Origin of the sequence: Nocardiopsis eucommiae, assembly GCF_965344335.1 — a bacterium.
In the GTDB taxonomy this organism is placed as follows: domain Bacteria; phylum Actinomycetota; class Actinomycetes; order Streptosporangiales; family Streptosporangiaceae; genus Nocardiopsis; species Nocardiopsis eucommiae.
Genome location: NZ_CBDRIY010000025.1, coordinates 43,763 through 70,453 on the forward strand (window position 1 = coordinate 43,763; position 26,691 = coordinate 70,453).

At 71.9% G+C, this 26,691-nt stretch carries 22 protein-coding genes; 13 read left to right on the forward strand and 9 right to left on the reverse strand.

Translation table 11 applies throughout. The features are described 5' to 3' along the window. Nucleotides 1-289 precede the first annotated feature (289 nt). From ACRWK8_RS17010 to ACRWK8_RS17020, 3 genes are all read left to right on the forward strand, one after another. Nucleotides 290-2,092 (forward strand): hypothetical protein, encoded by a 1,803-nt coding sequence (locus tag ACRWK8_RS17010; protein ID WP_431871452.1) that lies wholly within the window; start codon nucleotides 290-292, stop codon nucleotides 2,090-2,092. 86 nt (nucleotides 2,093-2,178) lie between these two features. Beyond that, entirely contained in the window at nucleotides 2,179-2,826 is a 648-nt protein-coding gene (locus ACRWK8_RS17015; protein WP_378736730.1) for an alpha-ketoglutarate-dependent dioxygenase AlkB family protein, read from the forward strand. Nucleotides 2,827-2,925: 99 nt separating this feature from the next. Continuing rightward, nucleotides 2,926-4,011: a magnesium and cobalt transport protein CorA gene (locus ACRWK8_RS17020; protein WP_378736728.1), complete on the forward strand. Its 1,086-nt coding sequence runs from the start codon at nucleotides 2,926-2,928 to the stop codon at nucleotides 4,009-4,011. A gap of 7 nt (nucleotides 4,012-4,018) precedes the next feature. Here ACRWK8_RS17020 and ACRWK8_RS17025 read toward each other — a convergent pair whose 3' ends face one another. Further along, on the reverse strand, nucleotides 4,019-5,605 hold the full coding sequence (locus tag ACRWK8_RS17025; RefSeq protein WP_431871455.1) for a hypothetical protein: 1,587 nt from the start codon (nucleotides 5,603-5,605) through the stop codon (nucleotides 4,019-4,021). A gap of 138 nt (nucleotides 5,606-5,743) precedes the next feature. Here ACRWK8_RS17025 and ACRWK8_RS17030 point away from each other — a divergent pair, with 138 nt between their 5' ends. Both ACRWK8_RS17030 and ACRWK8_RS17035 read left to right on the forward strand, forming a co-directional pair. Next, nucleotides 5,744-7,126 (forward strand): GH1 family beta-glucosidase, encoded by a 1,383-nt coding sequence (locus ACRWK8_RS17030; RefSeq protein WP_431871457.1) that lies wholly within the window; start codon nucleotides 5,744-5,746, stop codon nucleotides 7,124-7,126. A gap of 182 nt (nucleotides 7,127-7,308) precedes the next feature. Beyond that, nucleotides 7,309-7,875 carry a TetR/AcrR family transcriptional regulator gene (locus ACRWK8_RS17035; protein ID WP_378736955.1) on the forward strand — a complete coding sequence of 189 codons (567 nt, stop codon included), beginning with the start codon at nucleotides 7,309-7,311 and terminating at the stop codon, nucleotides 7,873-7,875. Between the two features lie 5 nt (nucleotides 7,876-7,880). Here ACRWK8_RS17035 and ACRWK8_RS17040 read toward each other — a convergent pair whose 3' ends face one another. From ACRWK8_RS17040 to ACRWK8_RS17055, 4 genes are all read right to left on the reverse strand, one after another. Then, nucleotides 7,881-8,054 carry a hypothetical protein gene (locus ACRWK8_RS17040; protein ID WP_352388623.1) on the reverse strand — a complete coding sequence of 58 codons (174 nt, stop codon included), beginning with the start codon at nucleotides 8,052-8,054 and terminating at the stop codon, nucleotides 7,881-7,883. 344 nt (nucleotides 8,055-8,398) lie between these two features. Then, nucleotides 8,399-10,156 (reverse strand): hypothetical protein, encoded by a 1,758-nt coding sequence (locus tag ACRWK8_RS17045; RefSeq protein ID WP_431871459.1) that lies wholly within the window; start codon nucleotides 10,154-10,156, stop codon nucleotides 8,399-8,401. Nucleotides 10,157-10,804: 648 nt separating this feature from the next. Then, on the reverse strand, nucleotides 10,805-12,496 hold the full coding sequence (locus ACRWK8_RS17050) for an SLC13 family permease (protein ID WP_378736719.1): 1,692 nt from the start codon (nucleotides 12,494-12,496) through the stop codon (nucleotides 10,805-10,807). A gap of 159 nt (nucleotides 12,497-12,655) precedes the next feature. Then, nucleotides 12,656-13,822, reverse strand: coding sequence for an enolase C-terminal domain-like protein (locus ACRWK8_RS17055; protein WP_431871461.1), 1,167 nt, complete (start codon nucleotides 13,820-13,822; stop codon nucleotides 12,656-12,658). 114 nt (nucleotides 13,823-13,936) lie between these two features. Between ACRWK8_RS17055 and ACRWK8_RS17060 the strand changes: the two genes are divergently transcribed. Then, complete coding sequence (locus ACRWK8_RS17060) at nucleotides 13,937-14,638, forward strand: GntR family transcriptional regulator (protein ID WP_378736715.1); 702 nt, start codon at nucleotides 13,937-13,939, stop codon at nucleotides 14,636-14,638. Between the two features lie 105 nt (nucleotides 14,639-14,743). Here the strand turns inward: ACRWK8_RS17060 and ACRWK8_RS17065 are convergent, their stop codons facing one another. Both ACRWK8_RS17065 and ACRWK8_RS17070 read right to left on the reverse strand, forming a co-directional pair. Continuing rightward, the gene (locus ACRWK8_RS17065; protein WP_378736713.1) at nucleotides 14,744-15,718 is read right to left on the reverse strand and encodes a phosphatidylinositol-specific phospholipase C; all 975 of its coding nucleotides are present in this window, start codon (nucleotides 15,716-15,718) and stop codon (nucleotides 14,744-14,746) included. A 503-nt stretch (nucleotides 15,719-16,221) separates the two neighbouring features. Then, the gene (locus ACRWK8_RS17070) at nucleotides 16,222-16,995 is read right to left on the reverse strand and encodes a nucleotidyltransferase domain-containing protein (RefSeq protein ID WP_431871464.1); all 774 of its coding nucleotides are present in this window, start codon (nucleotides 16,993-16,995) and stop codon (nucleotides 16,222-16,224) included. 252 nt (nucleotides 16,996-17,247) lie between these two features. On the opposite strand from ACRWK8_RS17070, the gene ACRWK8_RS17075 reads away from it, so the two are divergent. Both ACRWK8_RS17075 and ACRWK8_RS17080 read left to right on the forward strand, forming a co-directional pair. After that, on the forward strand, nucleotides 17,248-18,051 hold the full coding sequence (locus ACRWK8_RS17075) for an SAM-dependent methyltransferase (RefSeq protein ID WP_378736709.1): 804 nt from the start codon (nucleotides 17,248-17,250) through the stop codon (nucleotides 18,049-18,051). A gap of 33 nt (nucleotides 18,052-18,084) precedes the next feature. Then, nucleotides 18,085-19,512, forward strand: a complete 1,428-nt coding sequence (locus ACRWK8_RS17080) for a serine hydrolase domain-containing protein (protein WP_431871466.1) — start codon at nucleotides 18,085-18,087, stop codon at nucleotides 19,510-19,512. A 38-nt stretch (nucleotides 19,513-19,550) separates the two neighbouring features. On the opposite strand, the gene ACRWK8_RS17085 is transcribed toward ACRWK8_RS17080, so the two are convergent. Continuing rightward, the gene (locus ACRWK8_RS17085) at nucleotides 19,551-20,357 is read right to left on the reverse strand and encodes a sulfite exporter TauE/SafE family protein (protein WP_378736705.1); all 807 of its coding nucleotides are present in this window, start codon (nucleotides 20,355-20,357) and stop codon (nucleotides 19,551-19,553) included. Between the two features lie 89 nt (nucleotides 20,358-20,446). Here ACRWK8_RS17085 and ACRWK8_RS17090 point away from each other — a divergent pair, with 89 nt between their 5' ends. Next, complete coding sequence (locus ACRWK8_RS17090; RefSeq protein WP_431871469.1) at nucleotides 20,447-21,220, forward strand: AraC family transcriptional regulator; 774 nt, start codon at nucleotides 20,447-20,449, stop codon at nucleotides 21,218-21,220. A gap of 72 nt (nucleotides 21,221-21,292) precedes the next feature. Here ACRWK8_RS17090 and paaK read toward each other — a convergent pair whose 3' ends face one another. Continuing rightward, the gene (paaK, locus tag ACRWK8_RS17095) at nucleotides 21,293-22,651 is read right to left on the reverse strand and encodes a phenylacetate--CoA ligase PaaK (protein ID WP_431871471.1); all 1,359 of its coding nucleotides are present in this window, start codon (nucleotides 22,649-22,651) and stop codon (nucleotides 21,293-21,295) included. A gap of 288 nt (nucleotides 22,652-22,939) precedes the next feature. Here paaK and ACRWK8_RS17100 point away from each other — a divergent pair, with 288 nt between their 5' ends. The 4 genes from ACRWK8_RS17100 to ACRWK8_RS17115 all read left to right on the forward strand — a co-directional run bounded on the left by ACRWK8_RS17100 (nucleotide 22,940) and on the right by ACRWK8_RS17115 (nucleotide 26,647). Next, nucleotides 22,940-24,175 carry a thiolase family protein gene (locus ACRWK8_RS17100; RefSeq protein WP_378736699.1) on the forward strand — a complete coding sequence of 412 codons (1,236 nt, stop codon included), beginning with the start codon at nucleotides 22,940-22,942 and terminating at the stop codon, nucleotides 24,173-24,175. 68 nt (nucleotides 24,176-24,243) lie between these two features. After that, nucleotides 24,244-24,981 carry an enoyl-CoA hydratase/isomerase family protein gene (locus ACRWK8_RS17105; RefSeq protein ID WP_378736953.1) on the forward strand — a complete coding sequence of 246 codons (738 nt, stop codon included), beginning with the start codon at nucleotides 24,244-24,246 and terminating at the stop codon, nucleotides 24,979-24,981. Further along, on the forward strand, nucleotides 24,978-25,862 hold the full coding sequence (locus ACRWK8_RS17110; protein WP_378736697.1) for a 3-hydroxyacyl-CoA dehydrogenase family protein: 885 nt from the start codon (nucleotides 24,978-24,980) through the stop codon (nucleotides 25,860-25,862). The genes ACRWK8_RS17105 and ACRWK8_RS17110 overlap by 4 nt, the downstream gene beginning before the upstream one ends. Further along, on the forward strand, nucleotides 25,859-26,647 hold the full coding sequence (locus tag ACRWK8_RS17115) for an enoyl-CoA hydratase/isomerase family protein (RefSeq protein ID WP_431871474.1): 789 nt from the start codon (nucleotides 25,859-25,861) through the stop codon (nucleotides 26,645-26,647). The genes ACRWK8_RS17110 and ACRWK8_RS17115 overlap by 4 nt, the downstream gene beginning before the upstream one ends. Nucleotides 26,648-26,691 lie beyond the last annotated feature (44 nt).

A 26,691-nucleotide genomic window follows, 5' to 3' on the forward strand; every position in this document is an offset into this window, starting at 1 on the left:
GCCCCCAGGAGGGCGGACGCGGCGCGGCGGGGGACCGCTTCGTACCTCCCGAGGTGGTCGTGGGGCACCTCCCGGACGCCCTGGAGCCGCGACGGGTGCGCGCCCTCGGTCAGCTGACCGCCCCGCGCGGTCTCCGGCACGGGGCTCGGCACGCCACCACGGGAGCCCGCCCCGGAAGAGGTCGCCGCACCCCTCTCCGGGGCCGGGCGGCGGCATGACACGCGCCACTCCGCCGCACCGCGCCTCAGTGCGCGCGGCCCTCTCCCCATGCACTAACTTGGTCCGAATCATGGCGGCCAAATCTGACCTCGAACTCCTGCGCGCCCACGAACCAGTGCTCATGTGCACCAAGGGGGAACTCTTCTTCCCCACCGACGTGGACGCCTACGTACGCAGCTGCAGTCTCTGGATCGAGGAGCCCGGCGGACGCGAGAGCGTCATCGTCCCCGCGGGCGAACTCACCCTCGACCGGCTCTCCCAGGCCGAGGAGGAGTGGCCGGGCCGCCACAAGCACCTCCGCTTCGTCCAGGAGGAGACACTGCGCGAGGAGGCCCGGCGGTTCAAGGGCATCGCCCGCTCGGTCATCCCCAAGAGCGGGCGCCTGGCCGCCGTGGGCGTGCTCGGCCGCGTCCTCGACATCCTGATGAAGCTCTCCCTCCTCATCCGGGGCGCCGTCCCCGGCGGTGTCACCTTCGCCGCCGTCACCCGCTACCGCGAGCGCGTGGACAACGGCGGCGCGACCTACTACGGCCGCGTCACCCGCGAGGGCGGCTACATCGTCCTCCAGTACTGGTTCTTCTACGCCATGAACGACTGGCGCACGATCTACGGCGGGGTCAACGACCACGAGGCCGACTGGGAGCGCGTCACCGTCTACGTGGTGGAGAACCCCGACGGCACCACCCGGCCGGTGTGGGTCGGCGCCTCCTCGCACGAGTACCACGGCGACGACCTGCGCCGCTCCTGGGCCGACCCCGACCTGCACCGGGACGGCGTCCACCCCCTCATCTACGTCGGCGCGGGCTCGCACTCCCACCAGATGCTCCCCGGCGACTACCTCATCCAGGTGGACCCCGCGTTCCTTCGCGGACTCGTGAGCGGGTGGCGCAGGTTCACTCAGCGGCTGTTCCGCGCCGACGCCGCCATCAACCGGCACGGGATCGGTGTTCCCTTCGTCGACTACGCGCGCGGCGACGGAGAACGTCTCGGCCCCGGCGGCGACCGCGAGTGGAACGCCGTCCTGATCGACGAGGACACCCCCTGGGTGCACGGTTTCCGTGGCCTGTGGGGACGCGACACCCGCGACTTCTTCGAGGGCGAGCGCGCCCCCAGCGGTCCCCGGTACGAGCGCGACGGCACCATCCGCCGCTCCTGGGCCGATCCGCTGGCGTGGGTCGGGCTCCAGAAGGTCGCGCCCACGGAGAGCGCCGCCCGCGCCGAGCTCCGCTCCCACGTGCGCGGCCTGGAGACGCGCCTGCGGGGCCTGGACGGCGACGTCGTCAGCCGCCGCGACCGCCTCCGCCAGCTCGACTCGGCCCGCATGGCCCTCGAGAGGGAGGCCGCCTCCCGTCCGCGTGCCCGCGAGTACGCCCAGCGGATCGAGGGACTGGAGAAGGAGCTCGCGGAGATCTACGAGAAGCGGGCCCTGCTCGCGGACGAACGCGACACCCTCCTGCGCTCCCTGGAGAGCGACACCCCGCTGGTGCCGTCACCGACCGGTCACCTCAAGGCGCCCCACATGCCCTACGCCTCGGGTGAGCAGCGCGCCAACCGCTTCCTGCACCTGTGGGTCGCGTTGAGCACGCCCCTCCTGCTCATCTCGCTGGCGCTGACGCTGTTCCTGCTCCACGGGCAGATGACGCTCTGGGCCATGCTCGGCGTGGTTCTGGCGTTCGCCGCGATCGACTCCGTGGCCCGTCGCAAGTTCGTCCAGTACCTCACGGGGATCGCGATCGCGGCGGTGGTGATCGGCCTCGTCGTCGGGGTGGTGGCCGCCTTCATCGCGGACTGGCGTATCGCCATCACCGTGCCCATCGTCCTCATCGTGATCGTCCTGCTCGTGGTCAACATCCGCGACCTCATGCGCCGCTGACCCCTTTCGGTCCCGGGCCCCGGCGGTGCCGACCCCGCCGGGCCCGGTCACGGGCGGGAGCGCGGGCGTCCGTGCATGATGGACCCATGGACGACGCGCTGTTCGGACCACCGACCGTCCCCGTAGCACCGGGAGCGGTCCACCTGCCCGGCTGGCTCACCCCGGACACCCAGGCCGACCTGGTCCGCAGGTGCCGGGAGTGGGCCAGCGGACCGGCCGGGACCCGCCGCCACCCCATGCCGCGCGGCGGGGTCATGAGCGTGTCCATGACCTCGCTCGGCTGGCAGTGGGCTCCGTACTCCTACTCCCGGACCCTGCCCGACGGCACCCCGGTCCAGCCCTTCCCCGACCTGCTCGGAGACCTGGCCAGGCGCGCCGTCGAGGCCGCCTACGAGGCCCCGTACGAAGGCGACCCCTACGACGTCGCCCTCGTCAACTTCTACGACGCCGACGCGCGCATGGGTATGCACCAGGACCGCGACGAACGGTCGCCGGCCCCCGTGGTCTCGCTCAGCCTCGGCGACTCCTGTGTCTTCCGGTTCGGCAACACCGAGACCCGCACCCGCCCCTACACCGACGTCGAACTCCGCAGCGGCGACCTGTTCGTCTTCGGCGGCCCCTCCCGGCTGGCCTACCACGGGGTCCCCCGCACCCGACCGGGCACCGCGGACCCCGCCCTCGGGCTGAACGGTCGGCTCAACATCACCATCCGGGCCTCCGGGCTGCGCGACTGACCCCGGGGTCGTCCGACCGCGCTCCGGCGTGTCGGAACGCCCTCCCGCGCCCTCCGCGTCAGGATCGGGCAGGTCAGGCCAGCCAGGGAAGGGCAGACCATGACCGAATCCGCGCCCGAACGCACCATGGCGCTGGGCCGGGAGGAGGCGGCGCTCCCCGCCGACGCGCCCCCCGGTGAGTGCCGGATCATCCTGTACCGCTCCGGCGAGCGCCAGCAGGAGGCAGCCACCCTCGCGGAGGCGCACGCGGCGGTGCGCGCCGACCCCACACTGGGGGCCTGGGTCAGCCTCACCGAACCCAACCGGGACCAGCTCCTGGAGGCCGCCCGGGAGTTCGACCTGCCCCGGCTGGCCGTGGAGGACGCGATCGTCGCCCACCAGAGGCCCAAGGCAGAGACCTACGGCGACGTGTTCTTCCTGGTGCTCCGCCCCGCCACCTACGACGAGCGCCTGGAGACGATCAAGGTGGGGGAGGTGCACGTCTTCGGCACCCGCGACGTGGTCATCACCGTCCGCCACGACCCCTCGGTGGACTTCGAGCAGATCCGTTCCCGGCTGGAGTCCAACCCCCACATGATGGGCCACGGCGCCCTCGGGGTCATCTACGCCGTCCTGGACCGGGTCGTGGACGACTACGCGCCGGTCGTCGCCGCGCTCCAGGAGGACATCGACGAGGTGGAGACCGCCGTCTTCGCGGGGGCCAGGAACGCCTCCCAGCGCACCTACCGGCTGGCCCGGCAGATCATCCTGCTGCAACGGGCCGTTGATCCGCTCGGCCAGGTCCTGGCCGAGATCATGGAACCCCTCGACAGACCCGAGCGGTTCGGACCCAACATGCCCCGGCCGGGCCAGCACCACAGGGGCGAGCTGCGCGAACACCTCCGCGACGTGGCCGACCACGTGGCGGCCGCCCGGGACCACGTCGAGGGGTTCCGCCAGCTGTTGAGCAACATCATGACCGTGGAGAGCAACCTGGTCGACCGGGCCCAGAACGAGGCCATGAAGAAGGTGTCGTCCTGGGGCGGCATCCTGGTCGTCCCCACGCTGATCGCGTCGGTCTTCGGCATGAACATCGCGCCCCAACCCGGCTTCCACTGGGTGTTCAACTGGCCGCTCGTCCTGGCGTTCATGTTCCTCTCGTCACTGCTGCTCTACTTCCTGTTCCGTCGCAACGACTGGCTGTGACGCCGGTTCACGGGTCGAGCAGGGAACGGATCGCCTCCAGGTCGCGCCGGGCCGTCACCGCGTGCTCCTCGGCCTCCGCCCGGGTCCGGCGCCAGTCGTCCACCGCCGTGCCGACCTGCCGGTCCAACGTGCGGCTCTGGTGCCGGAGGACGGTCTCGGCTTCCTCCGCCTCCCGTCGGGACACGAGGAAGGCGTATCCGGCGACGGCCGCGCCGACCGCTGTCAGCGCCCACAGGAAGCCGTTCCCCGAGAGCAGGGACAGCAACAGCAGGGCTCCGGTGGTGGCCGCTGCGCCCCAGAGGAGCCTCCGGTGCCCGCCGTCGGGGACGGTGCGCTGACGCAGCCGCCGACGTGCCTCCTCGACCTGCTGGCGGTCGGCTCCGGAGGACGTGACGCGAACCGCGACCCCGTGCAGTCTCACCTCCGTCTCCTCGGAGAGTGCGCCGCCGGCCTGGTTCGCCAGCCCCTCGGCGGCCTCCAGGACGCCGGAGCGTAGGAGGACCAGCGAGAACGTGCGGCGGTGCGGGGGCGCGTCCTCCCGGGTCAGGTCCCGCTGGAGGAGTGAGCCCACGGTGCCGACCTCGTCCCCCCACGCCGGGAGGACCCCTTCCCGGCCGCTGTTCTCGATCACGGCGCGCAGGCGGTTGGCCTCGGCCAGCAGGGGCGCCTCCTCCGGGCTGCCCTCCTCCACGAGCAGTCGCAGGGAGTCCCGGAGGAAGTCGGAACTGGCCTGGTCCGGGCTGAGCGCGTCGGCGGTGGAGTCCTCACCTCCCAGCGCGGTGATCCGGGTGATCCGCTCGTGCAGGCGAGCCAGTGCCGAGGCGGCCTCACGCCGTGGCGTGGCGTTCGTGGAGCCCCCGCTCCGGGAGGCTCGGGCGCCACGGCCCTGGGTGGCCGGGCCGGTGACGGACCACTCCACGACCAGCGAGCTCCTCACCTCCTCGACCGACCAGCCGCGCAGCGTGGACAGCAGGAGGTGTTCGCGGGCGTCGTCCCCGAAGGAGCCGTCGGCGGTGAGGATCCACAGGGCGCGCTGGCCGCGGGTGACCTCGGAGTCGGGGTGGGGAAGCCGGGGCAGCAGGTCCGCGGAGACGCCCTCGCCGAGGGCGCGGGCGTGCTCCGCGCGGGTGAGCGCGCCGACCAGCGCCGCGAAGGTGCGGGCACGCGGCGGGTCGACGCTCGCGGCCTCGTCGAAGTGCATGCGGGCCCGGGGGAGGTCGTCCCGCAGGAGGGAGTGCAGGCCCCGTGCGGCCGGGACCAGCCAGTACCCGGGGACGTCGGTGAGGTCCAAGCCGGGAAGGGGGGTCCCGTCCAGCATCTGGAGGGTGCGGTGACGGGCCATGGCGGCGGCGTCGTACATCGCGAGGATGGCACGGACGTCGCTGAGCTCGATGAACGCGTCCAGGGTGGCCGACACCCGGTCGAGCCGCTGCTCCAGCGTGCCCCTGACCCGCCCCAGTTCGGACCGCATGCGGCTGCGCTCGCGGTCCATCCGCGCGTGGGCGACGCTCAGGTCCTCCTGGAGCTCGCGGATCCTCCGGTCCTGGGAACCGTCCCTGGACAGGAGGATGCGCGAGTAGTCGGTGTGGCTCATACCGTCCCTTTCCCTGCGTTCCGGCGGTCGCCGGGGCGCACCCAGGAGTGTGACGGGTCCGGACCCGTTCTGGTTCGGGGGTTGCCAGGGGCCGGTTCGACCGTCAGTATGGGAGCGCTCCCAAAAAGAAGGGTCCCCATGCTCGCACCGCGACTCCCCGCGCACCTCCTGTTCGGTACCGCCACCGCCGCCTACCAGGTCGAGGGCGCCGCCGCCGAGGACGGCCGCGGACCGTCCATCTGGGACACCTACTGCCGCACGCCCGGCCGGGTGGCCCGCGGGGAGACCGGCGACGTCGCCTGCGACCACTACCACCGCTACGAGGAGGACGTCGCCCTCATCGCCGGGCTCGGCGTGGACCTGTACCGGTTCTCCGTCTCCTGGCCCCGCGTCCAGCCCGACGGACGGGGCGGCCCCAACGCCAGGGGCCTGGCCTTCTACGACCGTCTGGTCGACTCCCTCCTCGACGCGGGCGTGGAACCGGCCCTCACCCTCTACCACTGGGACCTGCCCCAGGCACTGGAGGACGAGGGCGGGTGGCGGGTCCGCGACACCGCGCACCGCTTCTCCGAGTACGCGAGGATCGTCGCCGACCACCTGGGCGACCGGGTCAACCGCTGGATCACCCTCAACGAGCCCTTCTGCAGCGCCTTCGTGGGACACGCGGTCGGCCGCCACGCCCCCGGCACCAGGGAGGGCGTCGGCGCCCTCGCCGCCGCCCACCACCTGCTCCTCGGCCACGGGCTGGCCGTGGGCGAACTCCGGGACGCCGGGGCCGGGGAAGTCGGCATCACCCTCAACCCCGACCACCTGGTCCCCGCGACGGACTCCGACGCGGACCGTGCCGCGGTCGAACGCGTCCGTACCCCGCACAACCGGACCTGGTTCGACCCCCTCTTCACCGGCGCCTATCCGGACAACGAACGCGAGGTCTGGGGGCCGTTGGCCGACGCCACCCACCGCAGGGAGGGTGACCTGGAGATCATCGGCCGTCCCCTGGACTTCCTCGGCGTCAACTTCTACCGGCCCCTCATGTTCCGCGACGCCCCGCACACCGAACCGGACCCGGCCCTGCGCACCGCCGTGGACGTCGGTGCCGAACAGGTGGAGTTCACCGGCCCGTGGCGGCGCACCACCATGGGATGGCCGGTCGTGCCGGACACCTTCGAGGAGCTCCTCGTGGACCTCAACCGCCGCTACCCGGGTCTCCCGCCCCTCCTCATCACCGAGAACGGTTCGGCCGAACCGGACCGCCCGGACGACGACGGCCGGGTCCACGACACGGAGCGCGTCGCCTACCTGCGCGACCATCTGGCGGCCCTGGGGCGCGCGATCGAGGCCGGGGTGGACGTCCGGGGCTACTTCGTGTGGTCGCTGCTGGACAACTTCGAGTGGGCCTACGGGTACGAGCGCAGGTTCGGACTGGTGCGCGTGGACTACGAGAGCCTGGAGCGGCACCCCAAGGACAGCTACCACTGGTACCGGGACTACCTGGCCGGGCACCGGGCCCGCAGAGGGTAGCGGGGGCGACCCACAGGGTTCCCTGGGGGACCAACGGCGTGTTGGCATACGTCCCGATCTGGGGCAAGCTTGAGGGCGTTGGCACACGAGGGCCGCGGGGGCTCATGACGGACGGATCTCACATGACGGCGCCGCAGGACGCGAGTTCCGGGACCAGCGGGAGCCTCCGGGCCGCGCAGCGCATGCTCCAGTTGCAGAACAGTCTGGTGGAGCTGCTGCGGACCAAGCCCTTCAGTCAGATCACCTACAAGGAGATCACCGAGGGCGTCGACATCGACCGGTCCACCGTCTACCGCTACTACAACCACAAGAACCAGGTGCTCCAGGCCGCCGTGGACGTGCGGTTGACCGCCTTCGCCTCCCAGGTGGACCTCACCTTCGGCCGCATGGAGTCCATCGACGGATACCTGGGCCGTCTGGTGGACGCCTGGACGGAGCTGTGGGTGGAGTCGGGCGCGCTGCTCGCCGCCGCCTCGGGCCTGGGCGCGGAGCCGGGGGAGCAGCGCCGGTGGTGGCGCGAGCGGATCGGACCCTGGATCGAGGCGGTCCGCGAGGCGATCGAGGTGGGCCGCTTCGTGGAGGAACTGCCCAGGGACGGACGCCCGGCACTGCCGCTCGCCGAGATGACGGTGGGGCTGTGCCTGTCCACCCTCAACAACGAACTCACCGTGCCGCACACCCCGGAACACCGGACGATGGTCCGGGACCTCCTGCTCGACGCGATCCTGCGCACGATCGGCCGTAGGTAGCGGCGTCAGGCCGGTTGCCGGGCCAGTTTGCCGAAGGACCCGACGACCGCCCCGAACGCGAACATGGAGGCCTCGTCCTCGTCCATGTGCACGATCCCGGCGGGGACGCGCACACGGTAGGGCTTCTCCTCGGCGGGCAGGAACTCCAGCCCGTCGATGATGCCCTGCCCCTCCAGCATCAGGAGGGCCTCCCCGACTCGCCCCGTACGATCTCCCCGCGCCCAAATCGACATGCGTTCACCCTAACTACGGCGCGTGGCCGAAAGCGGATCCGCTCCGGTTCCGAGACCGCGGCGCCGTGGGATCTCGGGAGGTTCGTGGCAAAGCGAACCCGACCTGGAACACCCGGTTCGCCACCCCCTGGCTCCCGTCCGGAATGGGGGACTCTGTACCCAGTGATATCACCGACGGTGCAGTTGCACGTGCATACGCATGTGAGTATGGCCGGAAGCGGTCACGGGCACGGGAGGTGACCTCCGGCCCGTTGATCCCGGGCGAATCCGGGTAGGGCGGGCGTTCTGCCTCAGCGCGACAGGACGGTCATCTCCTCACCGTGCGCGTCGAGGGCCGTCAGATCGACCTCCCCGCCCGGCGGCTCCTCCGAGCGCGGACCGCTCACCGCGAGCACGCCCTCACCGTCCTCGGCCGCGCCCTCCGCGCCGCCCGCCACCGTGAGCGATGCGGCCTCGCGGGAGGCGGCGGCCAGGTAGTGCCACCGGCTCCCGTCGTCCTGCCACCACGTGCCCGCCGCCACCTGGCGGTCGAGGTTGCTGCAGGACCAGCCGCCGTCGCGTTCACCGGCGACCACGGTTCGGGTGCCCTCGTCGGTCCGTGTGACCAGCACCGCGCGGGCCAGCCCGCCGCCGTCGTGCGCCCCGAAGCGCACGCAGGTCCAGCGGCCCTCGCCGCCTCCGGGCAGCTCCTGGACCGCGAACTCCCACGCGGTCACCGTCCGCACCGGCTCCTCCGGTGTCCCACCGGCGCAGGCCAGTTCTCCCCACAGGTCGAAGCCGCGCTCCGCGTCCAGCACCTCGTGCGGGCCGAGTCGCCTGATCTCCGAGGGCGGGGGCGGCATGTACCCCAGGTGGGCGGTGTCCGGACCGCCCAGGTCGATGGCCGAGTACGGCTCGCCGTGCGCCACCTCGGGGGCGCGCAGGCGCAGCACCGGGCCGACGCCGCAGTACCCGCCGGTGGGCAGGGCCTCCGTCACCCCGTGCTGGAGGCGCACCTCGGACCAGTCGGCGTCGGGATGCCCGAGCGGGGCGGTGGCGGCCTCCGTCACCCACGGGGGGAGCAGGTAGTGGGTGCCCTCGTCGGTGTCGGCGAGCCGCAGGGCGGGCCAGTTGGCCACACCGTTCGGGGGTTCCGGGAAGACCTCGACCACCTCCGTTCCCGCTCCGTCCCCTCGTGTGTAGCGCGCGACCCGCGGGCCGTCGTGCAGCAGGACGACCTCACGGTCGGCCACGGTGCCCGCGAACAGCACCCGGGGCGCGCCGGGAGGCAGCCCCCGTTCTTCGGACTCCTGTTCGGACCAGGCCGTCAGCGCGCGACGGAGGAGCGCGTCGTCCTCCACGGCGCCGCCCCGGGGGTGCCAGGCGTTCAGGTCCAGCCGGAAGCTCTCCCGCCAGGTGTCCGGGGCGGTGGCGGGGGAGAGGCGGGGCGCGCCCGCGAGAACGGCGGGGCTCGTCCCACCACCGGGGTCGGCGGTGGTGAGACCCAGGGCGGCGGCGACCCCCAGTGCCAGGGCGCCGGTCGTCGCCACCAGTCCGCGCCGCTGCAGCCACGACCCCCTGCCGCTCACCCGCACCACCGTGGGGTCGGGCAGGGGAGGGGTGGACGGTGCCCGCCGGGCCCGTTCCACGGCGGCGGCCGCGTCCCGGACCCCGACGGACCGGAGGAGGTCGGCGGCGGCCCGCGCCTCCAGGGATTCCAGCCGCATCAGGGTGTAGGCGGCGCGGGCGGGCGCGTCCAGCCCGTCGAGCGCGTCCAGTGCGCGTGCCTCACCACCCGCCCCGTCCCAGGGGGAGACGCGCAGCCCGGCCCGGCCACGGGGGTGCCAGCTCCGGGGGCGGAGCGATCTGCGCAGCACCCGGCGGCGGGTCCTCGCGTACTCGTGGGGGCGCGGGTGGCGGCGGCCCCGGGGCAGCGCCCCGGTCACCAGTCGGTGTGCGTCCTCCCACAGGCCGGGAGAGTCACCGTGCCCGGAGAGCGTGGCCAGGGCCAGCAAAACCAGGTTCCGGTAGGGGTTGCGCGGCAGGACGGTCTCCGGTGTCGGGGGCATGACGCTCCTAGGCGGAAGGGGGGCTTCGTCAGAAGGGGTATTTCGGAGCGAGCCTAGGGAAAGCGGTGCGGCGGGATCACCCGAACGAGAATTCGTGTCCGATAGGCCGGAAATATTCACTGGTCACCGACGGAGATCCCGAACTCCAGGTGAACGAGGTGCGCAAACGGGAAATCTACGACATAAAGGTGCCGCTTCGGCTCACGTGATCCACACGAGAATCTTGCCGAATTCGCGCACGGGAACAGGGAGGGAGTCCGTACCCTGGACCCGCGTGACCGCCGGTGCGGAACGCGGTGGACGGGTGATCCGCACCGGCGCCCAGCGGAGCCGTGCCCTCGGTCGGCCTCGTGGAGGCGGCTGAAGGGCGGCCCGCACGTACGGATATGCCGACGTGTGGGACGGGCTCGTGACCGCCATCGCCTGGTGCGGCGGCGTGACGCGCTCGCGGGACGGTGCCTCGCGGCGCCGGCCTTCCGGGCGGTCGAGCACGCCCGGAAGGCCGACGGTCGGTGGTACGCGGGGGCCTCGGAGACCGGTGGGCTCCACGTGGCGGTCAGTCTCCCGGGCCCGATCACCGGTTCACGGACACCCCGGGCTTCCACGGGTCCGGTCGCGTGCGGCCCGGGAGACGGGCCTCGCGCCGGGTCACTGGAAAGCGGGAGGCAGGGTCATCAGGTCGATACCCCACAGCCACGGCAGGACGTAGAGGGTGCCCCCGACGATGAGGGCGAGGGCGACCCAGTTCAGCCAGAAACCGGCCTTCACCATCTCCATGATCGTCAGTTTCCCCGTGCCGAACATGATCGCGTTCGGCGGTGTGCCCACCGGGAGCATGAACGCGCAGTTCGCGGCCATCGCGCAGGGGACCATCAGCGCGTACGGGTGAATGTTCAGCGAGACCGCGAAGGCGGCCATGACCGGGAGGATCATCGTCGCCGTCGCGGCGTTCGAGGTGATCTCCGTGAGGAACAGCACGAGAGCGGTGGCGATGACGATGATCAGCACGATGCTGATCCCGTCCAGGGCGCGCAACTGCTCACCGATCCACGAGGAGAGGCCGGTCTCGACGAACCCGGCGGCGATGGCCAGGCCGCCGCCGAACAGGAGGAGGATGCCCCAGGGGATCCTCTTCGAGTCCTCCCACTGGAGGATCCTCTTGTCCCTGCCGCCGCTGGTCGGCAGCGTGAACAGGGCCACCGTGGCGGCGATGGCGATCACACCGTCGCTGATCCCCGGGAGGAGGTCCTCCCAGAGGAAGGTGCGGGTCACCCACAGGAACGCCGCCGCGAGGAAGACGGCGAACACGACCCTCTCCTCGGTGGACGTCCTGCCGAGGGACCTCCGCTCCTCCCGGATGATCTCCTTGCCCCCGGGGAGGTGCCTGAACCGGACCCTGAACTTGACGCCGGTCAGGTAGAACCAGGTGAAGGCGAGGAGGGCGACGGCGATCGGAACGCCGAACAGCATCCAGCCACCGAACGAGATGCTCTGTCCGAAGAGCTCGTTGGAGGTCGCGGCGAGGATGGCGAGCGGCGGGGTGCCGATCAGCGTCCCGAGGCCGCCGATGGTGGCCGCGTAGCCGATGCCGAAGACCATGGACTTCTCGAACTTCGGCAGGTCGTCGGCGAACTCCCCGCCCCGCAGGGTGCGGGCGGCCTGGTACGCGACCGCCAGTCCGACCGGGATCATCATCATCGTGGCGGCCGTGTTGGAGACCCACATCGACAGGAACCCCGTCGCGACCATGAAGCCGAGGACGATGCGGCGCGGACTCGTGCCGATGGCCGAGACGATCGTGAGGGCGATGCGTTGGTGGAGGTTCCACTTCTCCATGGCGATCGCGATGGAGAACCCGCCCAGGAAGAGGAAGATGATGTCGTTGCCGTAGGCCGAGACCACGGCGTCCCCGTCCAGCGCCCCGGACAGCGGCAGGAGCACGATGGGGAGCAGGGACGTGACCGGGATGGGGATCGCCTCGGTGATCCACCAGGTCGCGACCCAGAGGGTCGTGGCGAGGACCGCCCGGCCCTCCGGGGAGAGCCCCTCGGGGTGGAAGAACAGCAGCGTCAGCACGAACAGCAGCGGCCCGAGGACCAGGCCGACGATCCGGGCGGGCGTGTATCCGGGGTCGGAGCCGTCGGGCTCCTCGGCCGACTCCGAGGCCTCGGCTCCACCCACGGCCTCAGCGGGTCCGCTGTCCCCGCCCCCGCCCGCGGTGGACGCCACCAGCTCCGTCCGTCGGGGCGCGCCGCGCCAGGAGAACGTCAGGAGTTCCTTGATCTGCCGGTGTGAATCCCACAGGCTTCCCCACAGGGAACGCGGATGGGAGAGTGCCATGGCTGCACCTTCTCTGGTCTCGGCTCGACCCGCCACAGGTCGTTCGGGAGTTCGGGGGAGCGTCGGTCGTGCGGGTGACCGGGCCCCGGCACGTCGCCTCGACGCGGCCGGACGTTGACGGGGACGGCGCAGGGGACGTGAGCGCCGTCGGTCGGAGAGTCAGTCGTGCAGGCCCCGGAGGACCTCGTGGAACCGGGCCTTGCCCTCCAGTCCGATGCCCGGGAGGTCGCCCGGGGCCACACGGCCTCCGGTGATCACGGCGTCGTCGGTGAAGCCGCCCGTGGGCTGGAACTCCCCGGGGTAGGACTCGTTGCCGCCGAGCTTGAGGGCGGAGGCGATGTGCAGCGAGAACTGGTGGCCGCCGTGCGGGACGCACCGGCGGGAGGACCAGCCGTGCAGGGCGAGCATGTCCAGCACGCGGCGGTACTCGGTCAGTCCGTAGCTCAGCGCCGGGTCGACCTGGATGAAGTCCCGGTCCGGGCGCATACCCCCGTAGCGGATCAGGTTCCGGGCGTCCTGCAACGAGAACAGGTTCTCTCCGGTCGCGATGGGGTGGCGGTAGTGCTCCGACAGGGTGGCGTTCAGGCCGTAGTCCAGCGGGTCGCCGACCTCCTCGTACCAGAACAGGCCGTACTGGTCGATGGCCCGGCCGTAGTCCAGCGCGGTCCGCAGGTCGAACTTGCCGTTCACGTCCACCATCAGACGGGACCCGTCGCCGCCCAGGACGTCGATGACCGCCTCGATGCGCCTGAGGTCCTCGGCCAGGTCGGCGCCGCCGATCTTCATCTTGACGATCTCGTATCCGGCGTCGAGGAATCCGCGCATCTCGTCCTGGAGGTCACCCAGGGTCTTGCCGGGGGCGTAGTAGCCGCCGGCGGCGTAGACGAAGACGTCCTCGTCAGGGTCGCCGTCCCCGTGGTGGTCGGAGATCCACCGGTAGAGCGGCACGCCCGCCGCCTTGGCGGCGAGGTCGTGCAGCGCCATGTCCGCCACGCCGACGGCGACGGAGCGTTCTCCGTGTCCACCGGGCTTCTCGTTGCGCATCATGACCTCCCACGCTCGGGAGGGGGAGAGCGCACCGTGCTCGTCCAGTAGTTCGTCCGGCGCGGCGTTCCGCAACCGTGGCAGCACCCGTTCGTTCAGGATGGCCGTGGCGTTGTAGCGCCCGTTGGAGTTGAAGCCGTAGCCCACCAGGGGCTTGCCGTCGACCACCACGTCACTGACCAGGGCCAGGATCGTGCAGTCCATCCTGCTGAAGTCGATGTACGCGTTGCGCATCGACGAGCTGATGGGAATGGTGCCGACATGGGCGGAGACGATTCTCATGGACCTCCTTCTGTCGCAGGTCTTATAACTCCCTTATAAGTACGAGGCGGAGTCTAGGCTGCATGAGACGCGGGTCACAAGCCCGTGAGTGGACATTCTGTGAGAGAGGTCACGATGACCAGCGAGAGCGCCTTCTCCAGCAAGGGCGGGCTGGCCTATACCGAACTGCGTCGCCGGATCACCTCCGGAGAGCTCGCCCCGGGGTCGCGCCTGTCGCAGTACGCACTGGCTGAGGAGCTCGGGATGAGCATCACCCCGCTGCGCGAGGCGATCAGGCGACTGGTCAGTGAGGAGTGGGTCGTGATGGACGCCCACCGAGACGTGCGTGTGGCGCCCATGAGCGCCGCCGAGGCGCGCGAACTGCTGGAGGTCCGCTTCTCACTGGAACCGTCGGCCACGGAGCTCGCCGCCCTGCGCAGGACGGAGAGCGAGATCGCCGCGATGCGGGCGGCGGCCGACGAACTCCTGCCGGTCACCCGTACCTGGGGTGAGGACGCCATCACGGCGCACCGGGCCTTCCATCGGGCGATCTACGCCGCCTCCCACAACAACGTGATGGTCAGACAGCTGGACGACCTGTGGGACAAGGCCGACCGGTACCGGCGGATCGGCCTGGAACTGCCCGCTGGCGCTGAGCCGCGCACTCTCGACCTCCAGCAACACCACAGGATCCTGGAACTCGTCGTCGCCGGTGACGGCACGGCCGCCGCCGCCCTGGTGCGCTCGCACATCCGCAACAGCCTGGGGGCCGTGGTCACGGACGTCCTCGGGGGCCTGGAGCGCGCCTACCACCCCATCGCCGCCCGAACGACCTGAGGTCCCGGCTGTCGGTGAGCCGGTCCGCCCATCGGTGGGGAGAACGGACCACGCCCGGGCCGGGGCGGAACGGGTGGTCCGCACCGGCCCGGGCGCGCGAACGGCTCAGCCGGCGTTGTGCGCGATGACCAGGTCGGTCAGTTCCTGGCTGGGGAAGTCCATGACCACCACGCCCGTGCGGGGAGCCGCCACCGGACGCAGGTGGTCCACCGCGCGGGGGTTGACACCCCGGATGCCCAGCGCGCCCCACGCGACCTCGCGCGGGTTGGCCCAGGGGGCGCCGCTGCCGCTGAGGTGGTTGACGTACAGGACGTCGTCGGCGCCGGTGGCGGTCCGCTCGAAGTGGTCGCGGGCCTTCTCCCACTTGGCGGGGACGTCGAAGAGGGTGGGGACCCGGTAGTCGTCCTGGATGTCCAGGGACGCGCCGTTCCAGTGCACGCCGTAGTCCCGGGACGCGGAGAAGTCCTGCACGATGACGATGCGCCCCCGGACCTCACCGAGGTCGGGGACCCGGTCCGCGCCCTGTTCCGGCACCCACAGGCGTTCGGTCAGGATGTCCCGGGTGTCCGGGTCCTCCTCGATGTAGTGGTTCAGCGTCTCCTCGTAGCTCCGGGTGTTCTCCTCCTCGGTGTGCTCCTTCTTCATCCGCATGAGCACGGTCTCGGAGGGGTTCGCGTCGAGGAAGGCGCCGATGTCGGTGACCACGTCGGTGAAGTTCAGGTTCAGGTACTCGACGCCGTGGTGGATGGGGAAGGCGTCCCGGTAGTGGCGGGTGCGCACGTCGAGGAAGCGCACTCCGGAACCGAGCTGCTCGGAGAGAGTGAGGTCCTGCGTGCGCGAGAACACGGAGCCGGTCCAGGCACCGGTGTCGTGCGTGCCGGGGATGGACAGCGCGGCCAGGCTGGTGCCGTCGGGGATCTCGTCCATCCACGCGGTGCGCGCCGCCGACGGGTTCTCCTCGGCGGCGGCCGGGGCCGCGGGGGAGAGAGCGGACAGGAGCGAACCGGCGAGGAGGAGGGCCGTCAGAACCGGCCCGGTACGTCGGGGGAGCGCCGTGGCGGCGGAGGGGAGGGTGAGCATGGGGGTCCTTCGTGAGCGGGGGTGTGGACCCGGTAACGGGCCGCCCTCACCCTGTCACGCGGCGGCTCCGTTGACATCCCCCCTTGCCCCACGCCGTCGGCGGAGGGGCGGGTGACGGGCGCCCTCAGGGCGCACCCGCCGAACCGGTACCGGTGCCGCCCGCCCTTCACCACCTCGACGGGCGCCCGCGGAGCGGCCCCCGTCCACCGCTCGCGACGGGCGGCACCCTCCGAGCCCGCCCTAGCGGGTCTTCACCAGGGTCGCGATGAGACCGGAGATGATCATCATGGACAGGCTGACGATCATGAGCACGAACGCGATGGTTCCGATCATGGTGTTTCCTTCACTGTGTCGTCCCCCGGGCACCGTGGGCCGTTCTTCCCCGGCGCCCGGCACACCGGGACACCCGGAGTCTCGGGCGCGGCATGTTACCTCTTCGATGGATCACCCTATCTCTCCGTCGCGGGGACGCCGCGTCGGGTGCCCGCTCTGACCAGCGTGGTTCAGCTCTCGTTCCAGAACCGCTGGTAGGTCCGGACCAGCCAGCGGTCGGCCCAGTCGGTGTCGGGTGTCGCGGGCAGGTGCGAGGTCCGGCACAGGTCCTCCAGGCGGCTCTCCAGTTCCCCGGCCCGTTCCAGGGCCTCGTCGCGGGTGTGCTCGCCCCGGCGCAGAGCCAGCAGCCAGCTCCGGTCGGGTTCGGGCATGGGCAGGGTGATGTCGCCGGACTCCATCAGTTCCACGCCCTGGAGGCCCAGCCGGACCATGTGGTAGGCGTACTTGGTGTCGAAGCCGTGCCTCGCGACCAGTTCCGGGCGGTTGGTGTGACGGCCGCCCCGGATGCCCGCCATGCGGTCGCGTTGGGCGCGCAGGTAGCCGAGGAAGCGCTCACCGGCGCGGCGGGACAGCAAGCGGTGGGCGTTGGCGCGCAGGTCACGGCCGACGGGCGTGAGGGTGACGAACTCGTCCTCGGGGACGAAGAGCGGCAGCAGGACGGTGGGGTTGCCCTCCAGCGCCAGGCGGGTCCACTTGCGCAGCGAGTAGACGGTGAGGTCCAGGTCGCCGGGGCCCGAGCGTCCGTGTTCGCCCTGGTCGCGAAGGATGAACTGCTCGAAGTCGCGGAGTCCGATGACGTACTCGGGCGGCTCGACACAGATGCCCATCTCGTCGCGGTCGTTCTGGCCCTCCAGATGGAGGCCGTGGACGACGGAGCCGATCTGGCAGCGCAGGACGGTGCCCTGTGCGGCGATGCGGGCGAACTCCTCGGTGGAGTGCTTCACCTGGTCCTCCCGGTGCGGTGGATCGTGCTGCGCAACCTATCGGGGCGGTGGTGGGAGCCACGAGCCGTTTTCGGTGGCCTCCGGCCCGGCACGAGCCCCATCAGAGGGCTCACGGGCGTACTGGAGACAACAAAACACCGATTTCACGCCAAACCAGGACCTAAGGTTCTTGCCCGGCGCACCGTGCTTCCGTTTAGCTGGTCCCGTACCCCGCCCGGCACCGGCCGGGCCCGGCAGTGGAGAGCAGGACCCGTGCCCCCCGAGAACACCGAAGCCAGGATCGACACCACCGTCCCCCACAACGCCAGGATCTGGAACTACTGGTTGGGCGGGAAGGACAACTACCCCGTTGACCGGGAGATGGGCGAACAGATTCGCTCGTTCTTCCCCGAGATCGTCGACAACGCGATCGCTGACCGCGCCTTCCTTGTCCGTGCCGTCACCCACCTGGCCCGTGAGGAGGGGATCCGGCAGTTCCTGGACGTGGGAACGGGCCTGCCCACCCACAACAACACCCACGAGGTGGCGCAGTCGGTGGCGCCCGACTCCCGCGTGGTCTACGTGGACAACGACCCGCTGGTGCTCACCCACGCCCGGGCCCTGCTCACCGGCTCCGACCAGGGCGTGACCGACTACGTCGACGCCGACCTGCGCGACCCGGACTCCATCCTGGCCACGGCGGGCAAGACCCTCGACCTCGACCAGCCGGTGGCCCTGCTGCTGCTCGGCGTGGTCAACTTCGTGGCCGACGACGCCGAGGTGCGCTCGATCCTGGACCGGCTGCTGGGCGCGCTCGCCCCCGGCAGCTACCTGGTGGTCTCGCACCCCACCGACGACATCGACCACGAACGCGCCCACCAGGTGGCCGCCGCGTGGAACGAGAAGGGCACGCCCAAGATCACCATCCGCACGGCGGCGGAGATCGAGGGGCTCTTCGACGGCCTGGAACTGCTGGAGCCGGGCCTGGTGTCCTGCTCGCTGTGGCGGCCGGGCCCGACCGAGGTGGGCACGCTCCGACCGGTCGCCGAGTACGGCGGTGTGGCCCGCAAGGCCTGACCGATCCACCCCGATCGCAACCGGAGGACACCCGTGGCCGACCAGCCGCGCACACCGATCGACCCCGAGCACTGGCGTGCGCGGTTGGCGGTCCTCAGCGAACGCCACGGCGTCCCCGGGGCCCAGCTCGGCCTCCTGCGGATCGGCGCCGACGCTGCCGCTGACGAGGCGGTCGAGGTCGCCCACGGGGTCCTCAACGCCGCGACCGGGCACGCGGTGGACACCGGCTCCGTCTTCCAGATCGGATCCGTCACCAAGGTGTGGACCGCCACCGTCGTCATGGGGCTCGTGGACGAGGGCCTGCTCACGCCGGACACACCCGTGGCGGAGCTGCTGCCCGAACTACGGCTGCCCGACCCGGCCCGGCGAGTGACCGTGCGGCACCTGCTCAACCACACGAGCGGGATCGACGGGGACGTCTTCACCGACACCGGGCGCGGCGACGACGCGCTGGAGCGCTACGTCGCCCTGCTGGCTGACACGGAGCCGGTGCACCCCGTGGGCGCCGCCTTCTCCTACTGCAACGCGGGATACGTGGTGCTGGGCCGGATCGTCGAGAGGCTCACCGGCCTCACCTGGGACCGGGCGGTGCGCGAGCGGCTCTTCGCGCCCCTCGGGATGACCCGGGCCTGCACTCTGCCGGAGGAGGCCCTGCTCCACGGGGCGGCGGTCGGTCACGTGGAGGGTCTGCCCGATCCCGAGGTGGCCCCGGTATGGGGGATTCCCCGGTCGATGGGGCCCGCCGGGACCGTCCTGGCCAACGCGGGGGACGTGCTGCGCTTCGCGGCGGCCCACCTGCGTCGCGGCCTCGGCGCCGAGGGCGACCGGGTGCTCTCCGAGGCCTCGGCCCGGGCGATGGGCGACCACGAGGTGACCCTGCCCGACCCCCACACCCTGGGGGACTCCTGGGGGCTGGGCTGGATCCGCTTCGGCTGGGACGGGCGCCTGGTGCTGGGGCACGACGGCAACACCGTCGGCCAGTCGGCGTTCCTCCGCCTGCTTCCCGACGCCGGGTTCGCGGTGGTGCTCCTGACCAACGGCGGCCGCACACGCGACCTCTACCAGGAGCTGTACGGAGAGGTGTTCCGCGACCTCACGGACGTGCGGGTGCCGACGCCGCTGGGGCCCGACCCCGCACCGGACCCGGGCCCCCGGCCCGTGGCCGACGAGGCGCCGGTGTCGGCCGTCTACGAGAGCACCGCCCAACGACTGGAGATCCTGGGTGAGGGGGAGCGGCGCACCCTGAGGGTGATCGACCGGGCTCCGCTGCCGGGTGTGGATCCCGATCCGGTCGAGGAGTGGCCGCTCCTGCCCGCCGGGGGCACGGAGGGACAGTTCGTGTTCCGCCCCGAGGGACGGCGCACCTGGGTGCCGGTGCGGATCCACGCGCTGGAGACGGGGGAGGAGTACCTGTACCTGGGTGGGAGGGCGGTTCCCCGCGTCAGGGCCGGGAACGGCTGACGCACCCGTGCCCCGCGCGGACCCTCGTCACCCCGTGCTCACAGCACCAGGAACACGACCAGCACCACCGCCAGCAGGCTCACGTAGGACACGGCGTGCGCCCGGTCGGGGATCCGCCCCACGTGGCGGCGGACCACGGCGATGGTGGGCAGGGAACCGGCGAGGAGCAGTGCTCCGGCCACCAGGTCCACCGAGCCCAGGTGTCCCTGCCCGGAACCGGCGCCGCCGGTCCCCCACAGCGCGTAGACGAGGGTCCCGGCCAGTGCGACCGGCACGGTGAGCGGGTTGGCCATGGCGGTGGCCTCACCCATGGGGAGACCGCGCCGACGCAGCAGGGGCACGGTCATGACGCTGCCGCCCACCCCCAGGAAGCCGGTGACGGCGCCGATGCCCAGCCCCACCGCCCGGGTCGTTCCGGGGCGCGGCACGCGGGCTGGGGTCCCCGACGGCGGGGTGAGGAAGCCCCGGCGCAGCAGACTGTCGAGGATGGTCACCGCCAGGTAGACCGCGAACAGGGCGTGCTGGACCGTGCCGCCCGCCGCCGTGGCCACCAGCGCTCCCACGGCGGAGCCCACCCCGATGGGGGCGGCCAGGGGCCACAGGTGTGCGCGGCGCAGGCGTCCGGCGCGGTGCTGGGCCCAGGTGGCGACCAGGGAGTTGACGACCATGACCGCGGTGGAGGTGGCCACGGCCACCGCCATGGCGTCCACGCCCGGGTCGGCGCGGGCCAGGGTGACGGCGTACACGACCGGAACGGTCACGAAGCCGCCGCCGAAGCCGAACACGACCGTGGTGACGCCGGTCAGGCAGCCCAGGGCCAGGAGGACGAGGATCGAGGAGAGCACCCGCACCACGGTAGGGAGACGGTGGCTTGGCGTGCATTCGATGAAGGGACAGGAACGATCGCGCAACGGACAGGGTAGCGTCGGTGTCCGTGCGCAACGTCCCCGTCTCCGAAGTGGACCACGTCGACCGGTCGGTGCTGGCCATCGGCACCGACTACCCGCCCGGGTTCGTGCTGGCCAGGCACCGGCACCGCCGGGCCCAGTTCCTCTACGGCGCCACCGGGGTCATGCGGGTGGTGACCGACGACGGCGCGTGGACCGTGCCGCCGCAGCGGGCGGTCCTCGTGCCCGCCGGAACCGACCACGAGGTGACGATGGAGGGGGTGAGCACCCGCAGCCTGTACGTGGAACCGGCCGTCGTGCCGTGGTTCCCCGCCCGGTGCCAGGTGGTGGAGGTGTCCGCGCTGCTGCGCGAGCTGCTGTTGGCGGCGGTGGACATCGACCCCCTCCACGATCGCCACGGCCGGGACGCGGCCCTGGTGGAACTCCTCCTCCACGAACTCCGGGGGCTGGTGCCCCTGCCGCTGGACCTGCCCCTGCCGCGCCACGAGGAGCTGCGCGCCCTGTGCGAGGAGTTCCTGGAGGAGCCGCGTGTTCACGATCCGCTCGCCCGATGGGCGCGACGCCTGCACGTGAGTGAGCGCACGGTGAACCGCCTGTTCCTGGCGGAGACCGGGATGGGGTTCGCGCGGTGGCGGCAGCGGGCCTGCGTCCTGCGGTCCCTGCCCCCGTTGGCGCGGGGTGAGGCGGTCGCGCGGGTCGCCTCGGATCTGGGTTACGACAGCCCGGCGGCGTTCTCGGCGGCCTTCGCGCGCCTGCTGGGCACCAGCCCCCGGGACTACCGCTCCGCCGCCACCTCGTAGTCGGGCGGCGCGCGTCGCGGACGTGCCGGGGCCCCGCGACCGTGGGGGTCGCGGGGCCGGTGCGGGGGAGGCCTACTCCTTCGGGCGCTGGTCGACGATGCGGCGGAACTTGCCCACCGAACGCTCGATCTGCTCGGGGTCGACCACGTCCACGGTGACGCTCACACCCACGCGGTCCTTGATCATCCCGGTGATCTCCCTGCTCAGGACGGTGCGGCGGTCGGTGGTGCAGTCCGGGGCCGCCTCCACGCGCACGGACATGCGGTCCAGGCGGCCCTCCTTGGTGAGCACCAGCTGGAAGTGCGGGGCGAGACCGTCCAGGCCCAGGACGATCTCCTCGATCTGTGTCGGGAAGACGTTGACCCCGCGCAGGATGATCATGTCGTCGCTGCGGCCGGTGATCTTGTCCATGCGGCGCATCGGACGGGCGGTGCCCGGTCGCAGGGTCGTGAGGTCGCGGGTGCGGTAGCGGATGACCGGCATGGCCTGCTTGGTCAGCGAGGTGAAGACGAGCTCACCGTTCTCCCCGTCCGGGAGCACGTCCTGGGTGACGGGGTCCAGCACCTCGGGGAGGAAGTGGTCCTCCCACACGTGCAGGCCGTCCTTGGACTCCACGCACTCGTTGGCCACACCCGGGCCCATCACCTCGGAGAGGCCGTAGATGTCCACGGCGTTGATGTCGAAGCGCTCCTCGATCTCCAGGCGCATCCGCTCGGTCCACGGTTCCGCGCCGAAGATCCCCACCTTGAGCGAGGTCGTGCGCGGGTCGATGCCCTGCCGCTCGAACTCGTCCAGCAGGGTCAGCATGTAGCTCGGGGTGACCATGATGATCTCGGGCCGGAAGTCCTGGATGAGCTGGACCTGCTTGGCGGTCTGGCCTCCGGAGGCGGGGATGACGGTGCAGCCCAGCTTCTCCGCGCCGTAGTGGGCGCCGAGGCCGCCGGTGAACAGGCCGTAGCCGTAGGAGACGTGCACCTTGTGCCCGGGGCGCCCGCCGGAGGCGCGGATCGAGCGCGCCACCACGGTGGCCCAGATGTCGATGTCCTCGCGCGTGTAGCCGACCACGGTGGGCTTTCCGGTGGTGCCGCTGGAGGCGTGGATGCGGCTGACCTGGTCCTGGGGGACCGCGAACATCCCGAACGGGTAGTTGTCGCGCAGATCGGCCTTGGTGGTGTGCGGGAAGAGGGCGATGTCCTCCAGTGACCTGAGGTCCTCGGGGCGCACCCCGGCCTCGTCGAACCTGCGCCGGTACAGGGGCACGTTCGTGTAGGCGTGTTCCAGGGTCCAGCGCAGGCGCTCGAACTGGAGGGAGCGCAGCTCGTCGACACTCATGCGCTCGGCCGCGTCCAGGGAACCGGGCTCGGGGGCCCGTCCGAGGCGCCTCCGGAGGGCGGTACCGGCCGAATGCGTGGTGGTGTCCTGGCTTGCCATGGGCCTCTCCGGGTACTGTGCACGGGGTTTCCGCCGGACCGGGGACGGACGCGTCGTCCCCGGACACGGAGCGGCGCCGCCGTGCGATGCCGCGGCGCACTTTCCGGCGGTCCAACCGCGCTGAGGTGGGTCTTCGCCGGTCCGTGGAGGAGCCGACTTGCTTACTGACCGAACGTTCGGTTACTAATGCATTTACTCAGTCTCCGCGTGGCCGTGTCAAGGAGACGTGTTGAAGACTTCACACAGGACGGTGGCACAGGCCACCGCCATCGACAAGGGAGGCCGTTCGTGAGCGACGTCTACGTGGTCGACGGGGTGCGCACCCCCCAGGGGCGGTACGGGGGCGCCCTCGCGGCCGTCCGCCCCGACGACCTCGCCGCCCGGGTGGTGGCCGAGGCGGTCCGACGCGCCGGGGTCCCCGGAGAGGACGTGGACGAGGTCATCCTCGGCGCGGCCAACCAGGCCGGTGAGGACAACCGCAACGTCGCCCGGATGGCGGCCCTGCTGGCCGGGCTGCCCTCCACGGTCCCCGGCTACACGGTCAACCGGCTGTGCGCCAGCGGGCTCACCGCCGTCGCCTCGGCCGCGCAGGCGATCAGGGCGGGCGAGGCCGACCTCGTGGTCGCCGGAGGCGTGGAGTCCATGACCCGCGCCCCCTGGGTGATGGCCAAGCCCGGCACCCCGTGGGCGAAACCGGGCGAGGTCGCGGACACGTCCCTGGGCTGGCGCTTCACCAATCCGCGCTTCGCCGCCGCCGACGCCGAGGTGTCCCCGGACGCCGCCCCCGACGAACTGCGCTACACGCTGTCGATGGGGGAGACCGCCGAGGAGGTCGCCACCCTGGAGGGGATCACCCGCGAGGAGAGCGACGCCTTCGCCCTGCGCAGCCACCAGCGGGCCGTGGCCGCCACCGAGGCGGGCCGGTTCCGGAACGAGATCGTCCCCGTCACGGTCCACGACCGCAAGGGACGCACCCACGAGGTCACCGAGGACGAGGGGCCGCGCCCGGGCTCCACCATGGAGAGCCTGGCCACGCTCCGACCGGTCTTCCGCAAGGGCGGGATCGTCACCGCGGGCAACTCCTCCTCGCTCGCGGACGGCGCCTCCGCACTCGTCCTGGCCAGTGCCGACGCCGTGCGCCGGTACGGCCTGACCCCGCGCGCCCGCGTCGTCGCCTCCGCCTCTGCCGGGGTGGATCCGCAGGTCATGGGGCTCGGTCCGGTGCCGGCCACCCGCAAGGTCCTGGACCGGGCCGGATGGTCGCTCGACGAGGTCGGCGCGGTCGAACTCAACGAGGCCTTCGCCGCCCAGTCGCTCGGTGTCGTGCGCCAGCTCGGCCTGGACGAGTCCCGGGTGAACGCGGACGGCGGGGCGATCGCTCTGGGCCACCCGTTGGGCTCCTCCGGTGCCCGTCTGGTGGTCACCCTGATGAACCGCATGGAGCGCGAGGACGTCGGGCGCGGCCTGGCCACCCTGTGCGTGGGCGTGGGACAGGGCACCGCACTGCTGGTGGAGCGCCCGTGACCTCCGCCCCCGACCCGTCCGGCTCCGAACGGGCCGACGCCACGACCCCGAACGAGGACGGCCCGACCATGGACTTCGAGACCCTGCGCGTCGACTGGCGCGAGGACCGCGTGGTGGTCGAGCTGCACCGCCCCGAGGCCCGCAACGCCATCAACGGGCGGATGATCGCGGAGCTGCACGAGGTGTGCGCCCGGATCGAGGCCGACCCCCGACCCCTGCTCCTGACCGGTCACGGCACCGTGTTCGCCGGCGGGGCCGACATCTCCGAACTGCGCGAACGCGGCCGCGAGGAGGCCCTGGCGGGGATCAACAGCCGCCTGTTCGAGCGCCTGCACCGGCTCCCGGCCCCCACCGTGGCGGCCGTCGACGGGTTCGCCCTGGGCGGCGGCGCCGAACTCTCCTACGCCTGCGACATCCGCGTCGCGACCCCCACCGCCGTGTTCGCCCAGCCCGAGCCGGGTCTGGGCATCATCGCGGGGGCGGGCGCCTGCTGGCGTCTCAAGGAGCTCGTGGGCGCGTCGGTGGCCAAGCAGGTGCTGCTGGGCGGGTTCCGCCTCGACGCCGAGGCCGCGCTGCGCCACGGTCTGGTCGCCGAGATCGTGCCCTCCGAGGAGCTGCGCGAGCGCGCGCACGCCGTGATCGACCGGATGGCCGCCTCCTCGGCCACGGCGCTGCGGATGACCAAGCTCGTGCTGGACGCCGAAGGTGTGCACCCCCTGGCCGACGACCTCACACAGGCGGTGTTGTTCGAGAGCGCAGACAAGCACGACCGCATGACCCGTTTCCTGGAGAGGAAGAAGCGTTGAGCGAGATCACCCCGCAGGGCGTCCCCGACACCGTCGCCGTCATCGGCGGCGGCACCATGGGGGCCGGGATCGTCCAGCAGTTCCTCACGGCCGGGGCGAACGTGGTCCTGCTGGAGGCCACCGCCGAGGCCGCCCAGGCCGGGCTCGGGCGGGTCGCCGCCGGGCTGGACCGGGCTCGCGACCGGGGCAGGATCGACGGCGAGCCCGCCGCCTACCTGGCCCGCCTGGGTCTGGTCACCGACGCCTCGGAACTCCCGGACGGGACCGGACTGGTCGTCGAGGCCGTCCCGGAGAAGCCGGCGCTGAAGATCGCGGTGCTCACCGCGGCGGAGGCCGCCGTCGGCGAGGACACCGTCCTGGCCTCCAACACCAGCTCGCTGTCGGTCACCGACCTGGCCGCCGCGCTGAAGCGTCCCGGCCGGTTCCTGGGCACGCACTTCTTCAACCCCGTCCCCGCCTCCAAGCTGGTGGAGATCGTGACCGCGCCCGAGACCGACCCCGACGTCCTGGAGGCGGTGCGCGGCTGGGTCGGTGCCCTCGGGAAGACGGAGATCGTGGTCCGGGACTCTCCCGGGTTCGCCACGAGCCGCCTCGGCGTGATGCTGGGTCTGGAGGCCATCCGCATGGTCGAGGAGGGTGTGGCCTCGCCCGCCGACATCGACACCGCCATGGAACTGGGCTACCGCCACCCCATGGGTCCGCTCAAGCTCACCGACCTGGTCGGACTCGACGTGCGCCTGGCCATCGCGGAGCACCTGGCGAGCGAACTGGGGGACCGGTTCTCGCCCCCGGAGCTCCTGCGCCGTAAGGTCGCCGAGGGCAGACTCGGCCGCAAGAGCGGCGAGGGATTCCACCTCTGGGACAAGGGAGACAAGGCGTGAGCGAGGACAGGGCCGCGGAGTTCGTCGAGGTCGACGGGGTCGCCACCGTCAGGCTGAACCGTCCGGGGCTGACCCGGAGGGCCAAGGAGGAACTGCTGGAGGCGGTGACCCGGGCGGCGGAGTCCACCACTGCCCGCGCGGTGCTGTTCCTGGGGTCGGACCGGGCGTTCTGCCTGGGCCAGGACCTGGCGGAGCACGCGCGGATCCTGGAGGAGACCCCGGGGCAGGCGCTGACCACGGTGCGCGAGCACTACAACAGGATCGTGCTGGCCCTGGAGAGCGTCCAGGTGCCGGTGGTGGTCGGGATCGGCGGTGCCTGCGTGGGCGCCGGCCTCGGGTTCGCCCTCGCCGGGGACGTGCGCGTGGCGGCCGGACGGGCCAAGTTCGGCACCGCGTTCACCGGGATCGGCCTGGCCTCGGACTCCGGCCTGGCGTATCGGCTGGTGCGGTCGCTGGGCCAGGCGCGCGCGATGGAGCTGATACTGCTGGGCACGGTGTTCGGTGCTGAGCGCGCCCTGGAGCTGGGCCTGGTCACCGAGGTCGTGGCCGACGAGGACTGGGAGGCGCGCGCCCGTGAGGTCGCCGCGGGACTGGCCTCGGGGCCCACGGCGGCGTTCGTCGCGGCCAAGCGCGAGGTGCGTTCGGCCGCCGACGGTCAGAGTGACCTGCCCGAGCTGCTGGAGGAGGAGGCCGACCTCCAGAACCAGCTCGGGGTGACAGCCGACCACGTCGGTGCGGTCTCGTCCTTCCTGAACAAACAGAAGCCCACCTTCACCGGGCAGTAGCGGGCACGCTCGCCCTTCGGCTGATCGCGGGGGTCCGGGGACTT